The sequence below is a fragment of the Variovorax trehalosi genome, from assembly GCF_051216415.1.
Classification (GTDB): Bacteria; Pseudomonadota; Gammaproteobacteria; order Burkholderiales; family Burkholderiaceae_C; genus Variovorax.
The window spans coordinates 1-1,421 of the sequence record NZ_JBPJZG010000025.1 but is presented as its reverse complement, the minus strand read 5'-3'; the positions used below and the strand labels follow the sequence as shown (position 1 = coordinate 1,421).

Annotated in this window: 1 protein-coding gene; it reads left to right on the top strand. The window is 66.0% G+C overall.

The annotated features are described in order from the left end of the window. Nucleotides 1-1,421 (top strand): condensation domain-containing protein (locus tag ACSFA7_RS33555; protein ID WP_435503360.1); only part of this gene is annotated, 1,421 nt, incomplete at both ends.

The window sequence follows — 1,421 nt, the reverse complement described above, 5'->3', positions numbered from 1 at the left end:
TCACACCGTCGGACTTCCCCCTGCTCACACTGAGCCAGGCCGAAATCGAGCAACTGGAAGAGTCCTCGCCCCCACTGGAGGAGATCCTGCCGCTGTCGGCCCTGCAACAGGGCCTGCTGTTCCACGCGCTGTTCGACGAGCAGGAGGCCGATGCCTACGTGGTGCAGCTGGGCTTCGAGCTCACCGGGCCGCTGGACACGGCCGCCCTGCGCGCGGCAGCCACCGCGCTGCTGCAGCGCCACGCCAACCTGCGCGCGGCCTTCTTGCACCATAACCTCTCCGAGCCCGTGCAGGTCATCCCGCGCGAGATCACCTTGCCCTGGCAGGACATCGACCTCTCATCGCTCGATCCCGAGACCCGTGAGGCGACGCTGCAGCGCTGGCTGCAGGACGACCGCGTGCGCCCCTTTGACCCCGCCCAGGCCCCGCTGCTGCGCTTTGCGCTCATCCGCCTGGCAACACAGCGTGCTCGCTTCGTCTTCACCAACCACCACATCCTGCTGGACGGCTGGTCCATGCCGATCCTGCTCAAGGAGCTGTTCGCGTTGTACGTGAGCCGGGGCGATGCGCACGCCTTGCCGCCGCCAGCGCCCTACCGCAACTACCTGTCCTGGTACAAGCAGCAGGATCGCCCGGCCGCCGAAGCTGCGTGGCGTGCGGCCTTCGCAGGCTTGCAAGAGCCCACCCGTCTTGTCACAGCTCCGGCCGCCTCTTCGGGCCGCCAGGAGATGCTCTCGCTGAGCCTGCCCCAGGACCTGGGCGAGGCACTCACACGCCAGGCGCGCCAGCACAGTCTGACGCTCAACACCTTGATGCAAGGTGCTTGGGGCGCGTTGCTCGCGCGCCTCACTGGTCGTCAGGACGTGGTATTCGGCATCACGGTCTCGGGCCGTCCGCCCGAGCTGCAGGGTGTCGAGGGCATGGTGGGACTGTTCATCAACACATTGCCCGTGCGCATGCAGTTCGCTCCCTCGGAGTCGATCAGCCAGGTGCTCGCAAGGCTACAGGACGAGCAGTCGTCCCTCATCGCCCACCAGCATCTGGGTTTGACGGACATCCAGCGCCTGGCGGGCTTCAGCTCGCTCTTTGACTCTCTGCTGGTCTACGAAAACTATCCAGTCGACCCCAATGCCCGCCAGCCGTCGTACAACGGCTTGTCCATTGCCTCTGGTGGATCGAGCGGGGGGGACACCACGCACTACCCGCTGAGCATCACCATCGTGCCGGGTGCGCGGGTGCAGTTACGTGTGGGCTATCGGCCGGATTTGTTTGATCGCGCCACTGTGGCGCAGATCGTCCAGCGCCTGCAATGCGTGCTCGAGGCCATCGCCGCCGATGCCACACAGCCCATCGGAAGCATCCAGATCCTGCAGCCCGAGGAGCGCAAGCAGATCCTTCTCGGATGGAACGACACCACGCAC